The sequence below is a fragment of the Pseudogulbenkiania sp. FW507-F1 genome, assembly GCF_058781125.1.
The window spans coordinates 75165-81585 of sequence record NZ_JBYSWM010000006.1; the positions used below are offsets into that span (position 1 = coordinate 75165).

Consider the following 6421-nt stretch of genomic DNA (forward strand, 5'->3'; position numbering starts at 1 on the left):
TGTGTCTCCTCCATCTCGGGGCGTTGTAGCCCGCGTAGTTATCGTGCTGCCGTGTAATCGGGTGGGGCTAGGCCACCAGTTGCGCCAGATCGACGCGGGCCGCCAGCGCTTCCACCTCGGCGGTGGCCGGCAGGTGCGGGCCGACCTGCGCCAGCTTGCCGGCGGCAAACGCCACCGCCAGTCGCGCGGCGTCCGGGGCGCTGCGTCCGCCGTAGCGGGCGGCGATCAGGCCGGCCACCAGCGCGTCGCCGGCGCCCACGGTACTGGTCAGCGCCACCTTGGGCGGGCGGGCCAGCCAGACGCCCTCGCTGCCGGCGAACAGCGCGCCGTCCTCGCCCAGCGACACCACCACTTCGGCGATGCCGCGCGCGCGCAGCCGGGCCACCTCGTCGCTCACCTCGTCCAGCGTCGCCAGCTCGCGGCCGACCAGCTGTTCCAGTTCGTGGCGGTTGGGCTTGATGCAGGCGGGCAGGGTGGCCACGCCGTCGGCCAGCGCCGCGGCCAGCGCGGCGCCGCTGCTGTCGAGCACCACGTGCGCGCCGTACTGGCGCAGGCGGCCGATCAGCACGGCGTAGCAGTCGTCGCCCAGCCCGGCGGGCAGGCTGCCCGCCAGCACGAAGCAGCGCCCCGGTTCGGCCAGGTCGTCGAGCTGCTGCAGCAGCGCCTCGAAGGTGGCGCGCGCCACCGGCTCGGCCGGCAGGTTGACGTCGGTGGTGCTGCGGTCCGAGCCGTCCACCAGCTTGATGTTGACGCGGGTGGCGCCGTCGTGACGAACGAAGCGGTCGTTGATGCCCTTGTCGGCGAACAGCTGCTCGAACGCGGTGGCGTTGTCGCGGCCGAGAATGCCGGTGGCGATCACCGGAATCGCCCAGTCGGCCAGGCAGCTGGCGACGTTCACGCCCTTGCCGCCGGCGTTGATCTGCGACGAGCGCGCCACGTTGACCGCGCCCGGCTGGAGCTGGTCGAGCATCACTGTCTGGTCGATCGCCGGGTTGAGCGTGACGGTGACGATGGGGCGGGTCATGCCGCGTCTCCTTCCAGCGCGCGCACGTCGGCGGCGCTGTCGCACTCGAGGGCCTGGCGCGCCAGTTCCAGCAGCGTGCTGTGGGTGGCGGCGCGCAGGCGCGCCTTGACCGCCGGGATGTCGCGCGGGCTCATCGACAGTTCGTGCACGCCGATGCCGGTGAGGATGGCGGCGCCGAGCGGGTCGCCGGCCAGGCCGCCGCACACGCCGACCCACACCTGGTGGCGGCGCGCGCCGTCCACGGTCTGCTGGATCAGGCGCAGCACGGCCGGGTGCAGGCTGTCGGCCTCGCGCGCCAGTTCCGGGTGCTGACGGTCGATCGCCAGCACGTATTGGGTGAGGTCGTTGGTGCCGATGGAGAAGAAATCGACGTGTTCGGCCAACCTGTCGGCCATGGTCGCCACCGCCGGCACTTCCACCATGATGCCGAGCGGCACCTGCGGCGCGTTCAGCTCCTGGCGGATGCGCTCGCAGTGGGCGCGCAGCGTGCGCACTTCGTCCAGCGAGGTCACCATCGGGAACATGATCGACATCGGGCCGTGCGCCGCGGCGCGGTACAGCGCGCGCAGCTGCGGCTCCAAGAGGTCGGCGCGGCGCAGTTGCAGGCGCGCGCCGCGCACGCCGAGGAACGGGTTCTCCTCGCGCGGCAGGTCGAGGTAGGGCACCTGCTTGTCGCCGCCGATGTCGAGGGCGCGGATGATCAGGGTACGGCCCTGCAGTGCCTCGATCATGGCGCGGTAGGTGGTGTATTGCTCTTCCTCGTCCGGCGCGCTATCGCGCTCCAGGAACAGGAATTCGGTGCGCATCAGCCCGACGCCCTCGGCGCCGGCGGTGAGCGCCTCGGCCACTTTTTCCGGGCGGTTGACGTTGGCGGCAATCTCGACGCGGTGGCCGTCGCGGGTCTGCGCCGGCAGCGCGCGGTCGGCGGCCTGGCGCGCGTCGCGCTCCTGCTGCTCGGCCAGCCAGCGCCGCGCCGAGGCCAGGTCTTCGGCGGACGGGTCGAGGTAGAGCCGGCCGCCGTGGCCGTCGAGGATCACGGTGGTGCCGTCCGGCACGTCGAGCAGCGCGGCGCCGCCGGCCACCAGCGCCGGCAGGCCCAGGGTGCGCGCCAGGATCGCGGTGTGCGAGGTCGGGCCGCCCTGCGCGGTGCACAGGCCGAGGGTGCGCGTCACGTCCAGCGTGGCGGTGTCGGACGGTGCCAGGTCGGCGGCGATCAGGATGGTCTCGCCGTTGCCGTTGACGCCGTTGCTGCCGGTATCGGCGCTGGGGTCGAGCTTGGCCAGCACGCGGCGGCCGACGTCGCGCAGGTCGGCGGCGCGCGCCGCCAACAGCGGGCTGCCCAGCGCCGCCAGTTTGCCGGCCTGCTGTTCCACCGCCTGATGCCAGGCCCAGGCCACGCCGTGCTGCTGCACCATGAAGCGGCAGGTCAGCGTGATCAGCTCGCTATCGTTGAGCAGTTCGGCCTGGGCGCGGAAGATGCCGGCCTCGGCGGTGCCGAGACGGCGCGCGGTGTCGACCGCCAGCTCTTCCAGTTCGTCGCGGGTGGCGACGAGCGCGGCTTCCAGCTCGGCGCCGCCGTCGATCAGTTGGCCCGGGCGGTCTTTCACGTCGACGGCGTGCGCGCGCAATTGACGCGTGGTGCCGATGGCGAGCCCCGGGCTCGCGCTGATGCCGCCGATCGAGGGCAGCGCGCCGGCCGGCGCCCAGCCCTGGCGGTTGGCATTCTTCTGTTTCAGCGCGGCGGCGGCGGCGTCGGCCTGCTCCTGCGCGGTGATGCGCGTCATCACGTCGCGCAGCGTGGCCAGCGCCTGCTCGGCTTCCGGGCCGGAGGCCGACACGTGCAGCTCGTGGCCGTGCTGCAGGCCGAGCTGCAACAGCCCGATCAGGTTCTTGCAATCGGCGCTTTCCTGGTGATTGCGCACCAGTACGTCGGCGTCGAAGCGGCGCGCGGTTTCCACCCACAGCGTGGCGGGGCGGGCGTGCAGGCCGTTGGGGTATTCCATGGTCCAGCTGAAGTGGTGCTCGTGGTCGGCCACCGTGGCCACGGCCGCTTCGGCCACCACGGCATCCTCGCCGAGCGCCGCCAGCAGCGGCGCCGGGTCGTTGGTGCCGAACAGTGTTTGCAGCTGTTTTTCGTCCTGCAGCAGGCGGGTGAGGCGGCGCAGCAGGGTGATGTGTTCGTCCGACTGGGCGGCGATGGCCACCACCAGGTGCACGCGCTGTCCCGGGTTCCATTCCAGGCCGCCCGGAATCTGCAGCACCGCCACGCCGGTGTGGCGGATCAGGTAGCGGTCTTCGATCATGCCGTGCGGAATGGCGACGCCATGGCCGAGGAAGGTGTTGGCGACGGTTTCACGGCGCAGCAGGCTGTCGATGTAGGCCGGGTCGATATAGCCGGCCGACGCCAGCAAATGCCCTGCCTCGGCGATGGCGCCATTCTTGTCGGCCGGGCTCGCTCCGAGCCGGACCAGTTCGGCCGGAATCAGCGGTAGTGGCATGGTGTCTCCTCACTCTTTGCCTGAAACCTGTCCAGGGGGCTGCGGCACGGGCTTACCCGGGGGGAGCCGACAGCGGCAGGTTCATCATTGATGTGTAGCAATTGAAATCGATTACATTTTGGCTGTCAATCGTCTTATGTCAACAATCGATGGCGAAATCCATGGCTGTGGCCATTTTTGAGACAACCATGGCAAGACAAGGAGCTTGCGTAGTGACGCGATTTCAGCGAGGATCAGGCGCAATACAGGAAATCGATATCAGGACACCATGAGCGCCAAAATCAAGGATGTCGCCGCCGCCGCCGGCGTCTCCGTCGCCACCGTCTCGCGGGCATTGGGCAGCGGGCCGGTCAGCGCGGCCCTGCGCCAGCGCGTCGAAGAGGCCGCCAAGCAGCTGGGCTACCGGCCCAACCTGTCGGCGCGCCGCCTGCGTTCGCAGCACACCCAGACCGTCGGCCTGATCGTGTCGGATATCCGCAACCCGTTCTTCACCGCCGTCAGCCGCGCGGTCGAGGACGCCGCCTACCAGGCCGGCATGCGGGTGATCCTGTGCAACACCGACGAGAACGCCGACAAGGAAGCGATGTACCTGCGGCTGATGGAGGAGGAGCGCGTCAGCGGCGTGATCTTCTCGCCGACGCGCGACACCGCGCGCCGCCTGCGCCCCGACGCCTACGATTTCCCGGTGGTGATGATCGACCGCGCCGGGCCGGCCGGGCAGGCCGACGCCGTGGTGCTGGACAACCGGCTGGCGGCACGGCAGCTGGTGGAGCACCTGGTGGCGCAGGGTTATCGCCATCTCGGCGGCCTGTTCGGCAATACCAGCAGCACCGGCGCCGAGCGCCACGCCGGTTTCGAGGCGGCGCTGGCGGCGCACGGCCTGGCCGGGGAGGGGCGCTTCATCGCACCCACCGCCGAGGCGGCCGAGGCGGTGGTGACGCAATGGTTGGCCGAAGAGCAGCGCCCCGACGCGCTGATCGCCAGCAACGGCCTGTTGCTGCTGGGGGCGCTGCGTGCGCTGCAGCGCGCCGGGTTGTCCGCCCCCCACGACCTGGCCCTGGCGGGCTTCGACAACGAAGTGTGGACCGGCCTGGTCGGCAACGGCCTGACCGTGATCGAGCAGCCGGTGTACGAAATCGGCCGCACCGCGATGGAGATGCTGCTGAGCCGGCTCGACGACCCCGGGCTCAGCATCCGCAGCGTGGTGCTGGCCGGCCGCCTGCTGGTGCGCGGTTCCACCAGCCCGCACCTTTCCGCCTAGCGCCGCCACGGCGTCTTCGGCCAACCTTGAACCCCCGCGGGAACCGGTTTCCCGCGGGGGTTCCGTCTGTTCGGGACGCGAAAGGCGGCGTCCCTTCACTTCGGCTTGACGTGATTCACCACCGCAGCCTCATGGCCGAAGAACACGCCGCGCGTCGAGAAGGTGTAGTTCGCCTCCGCCTGCATCAGCCCCACCAGCACCAGCAGGCACAGGGGGGGAATCAGGATGGCGTAGACCAGCGCCAGCCGCTCCCAGCGCAGGTGCATGAAGACGCTGACGATCAGCCCCGCCTTCAGCAGCATGAACGCCACGATCAGGAACCAGCGCAACAAGCCCTGGAGATGGAAGTAGTCGACCAGGTAGGACAGGGTGCTGAGTACGAACAGCAGGCCCCATACCTTCAGATACAGGCCGATCGGGTGTTGCTGGCCGGAGGTATGTTCCATGGCGTCACCTCACCACAGGTAGAAGAAGGCGAAGATGAAGACCCACACCAGGTCGACGAAGTGCCAGTACAGCCCGGCGATTTCCACGATCTGGTAGTTGCCGCTCTTCTCGTAACGCCCGCCCAGCACCTTGAGCGCGACGGTGGCCAGATAGATCACCCCGGCGCTGACGTGCAGGCCGTGAAAGCCGGTGATCATGAAGAAGGTCGAGCCGAACTGCGGCGCGCCCAGCGGGTTGCTCCACGGTCGCACCCCTTCCTCGACGATCAGGTGGGTCCATTCGAAGGCCTGCAAGCCGACGAAGCACGCGCCCAGCGCTGCCGTGGCCAGCATCAGCGCCGCGCATTTCACGCGCTCGCGGCGGTAGGCGAAGTTGACCGCCATCGCCATGGTGCCGCTGCTGCTGATCAGGATGAAGGTCATGATGGCGATCAGGATCAGCGGCACCGCCGTGCCGCCGATGGTGAGCGCGAACACCTCGCTGGGATTGGGCCAGGGAACGGTGGTGGATATCCGCACCGTCATGTAGCCGGTCAGGAAGCCGCCGAAGATGAAGGTGTCGCTGAGCAGGAACACCCACATCATCGCCTTGCCCCAGGGCACCTTGAAGGCTTCGCGGTCGCCCGACCAATCGACCACCACCCCCTGCCAGCCGGCAGCGGGTGTGAGCGGGGGCTCGGGAGGGGATGATTTGCGCTGTGCCATGATGGCCTACCTCGCAAAAAGAACAGTCTCGGCCCGACCCGGATGGCGGGTAAGGTCACGTCCCCCTTGTTGTCATGCCGGCACGCCGGCAGCGTGCCCGCGCACGGCGGGCTTCAGGCGCTGCTGCAGATGGCCAGGATGGTGGCGGGCGGCACGATGAACAGCAGCCCGAGCAGCACCAGCCACAACGCCAGCAGAAAGTGCCAGTAGCGGGCGCACAGTTCGACGGCCAGCAGCCCGTCCGCCGTCACGCCGTTGTGTCCCACCCGTCTTATCGTCATGCCCCAGGCGACCAGCCCGCCGATCAGGTGCACGCCGTGCAATCCGCTCAGCAGGTAGAAGAAGCTGCTGGCCGGGCCGCTGGCGATGACGTAGTCGAGCGCGGTCAGTTGCCGCCACAGCCACAACTGGCCGGCGAGAAAAGCCAACGCCAGCACGCCGCCCAGGAACAGCCCGCCCCTCATGCCGGCGCGCCGGCATGAGGGGC

General features: G+C 69.6%; 6 protein-coding genes. 1 reads left to right on the top strand and 5 read right to left on the bottom strand.

Annotation, left to right across the window (positions count from 1 at the left end):
• Positions 1 to 67: 67 nt before the first annotated feature.
• Positions 68 to 1024, bottom strand: coding sequence for a 1-phosphofructokinase (pfkB, locus tag AC3WG5_RS05530; protein WP_492568087.1), 957 nt, complete (start codon positions 1022 to 1024; stop codon positions 68 to 70).
• On the bottom strand, positions 1021 to 3522 hold the full coding sequence (gene ptsP / locus AC3WG5_RS05535; RefSeq protein WP_294864585.1) for a phosphoenolpyruvate--protein phosphotransferase: 2502 nt from the start codon (positions 3520 to 3522) through the stop codon (positions 1021 to 1023). The genes pfkB and ptsP overlap by 4 nt, the downstream gene beginning before the upstream one ends.
• A 268-nt stretch (positions 3523 to 3790) precedes the next feature.
• Here ptsP and AC3WG5_RS05540 point away from each other — a divergent pair, with 268 nt between their 5' ends.
• Entirely contained in the window at positions 3791 to 4783 is a 993-nt protein-coding gene (locus AC3WG5_RS05540) for a LacI family DNA-binding transcriptional regulator (RefSeq protein WP_492568088.1), read from the top strand.
• Positions 4784 to 4878: 95 nt separating this feature from the next.
• On the opposite strand, the gene AC3WG5_RS05545 is transcribed toward AC3WG5_RS05540, so the two are convergent.
• From AC3WG5_RS05545 to AC3WG5_RS05555, 3 genes are all read right to left on the bottom strand, one after another.
• A complete protein-coding gene (locus AC3WG5_RS05545) occupies positions 4879 to 5229 on the bottom strand; it encodes a cytochrome C oxidase subunit IV family protein (protein ID WP_482582927.1) in 351 nt (116 codons plus the stop codon).
• 9 nt (positions 5230 to 5238) lie between these two features.
• The gene (locus AC3WG5_RS05550; RefSeq protein WP_014086481.1) at positions 5239 to 5934 is read right to left on the bottom strand and encodes a heme-copper oxidase subunit III family protein; all 696 of its coding nucleotides are present in this window, start codon (positions 5932 to 5934) and stop codon (positions 5239 to 5241) included.
• 113 nt (positions 5935 to 6047) lie between these two features.
• Positions 6048 to 6421, bottom strand: a 374-nt coding sequence (locus AC3WG5_RS05555) for a cytochrome c oxidase subunit 3 (RefSeq protein WP_492568089.1), incomplete at its 5' end; no start/stop codon positions are given.

Excerpts from the sequence above, each read along its gene's own strand:
- pfkB (WP_492568087.1), bottom strand. The coding sequence starts at position 1,024 with ATGACCCGCCCCATCGTCACCGTCACGCTCAACCCGGCGATCGACCAG.
- ptsP (WP_294864585.1), bottom strand. The coding sequence starts at position 3,522 with ATGCCACTACCGCTGATTCCGGCCGAACTGGTCCGGCTCGGAGCGAGC.
- AC3WG5_RS05540 (WP_492568088.1), top strand. The coding sequence starts at position 3,791 with ATGAGCGCCAAAATCAAGGATGTCGCCGCCGCCGCCGGCGTCTCCGTC.
- AC3WG5_RS05545 (WP_482582927.1), bottom strand. The coding sequence starts at position 5,229 with ATGGAACATACCTCCGGCCAGCAACACCCGATCGGCCTGTATCTGAAG.
- AC3WG5_RS05550 (WP_014086481.1), bottom strand. The coding sequence starts at position 5,934 with ATGGCACAGCGCAAATCATCCCCTCCCGAGCCCCCGCTCACACCCGCT.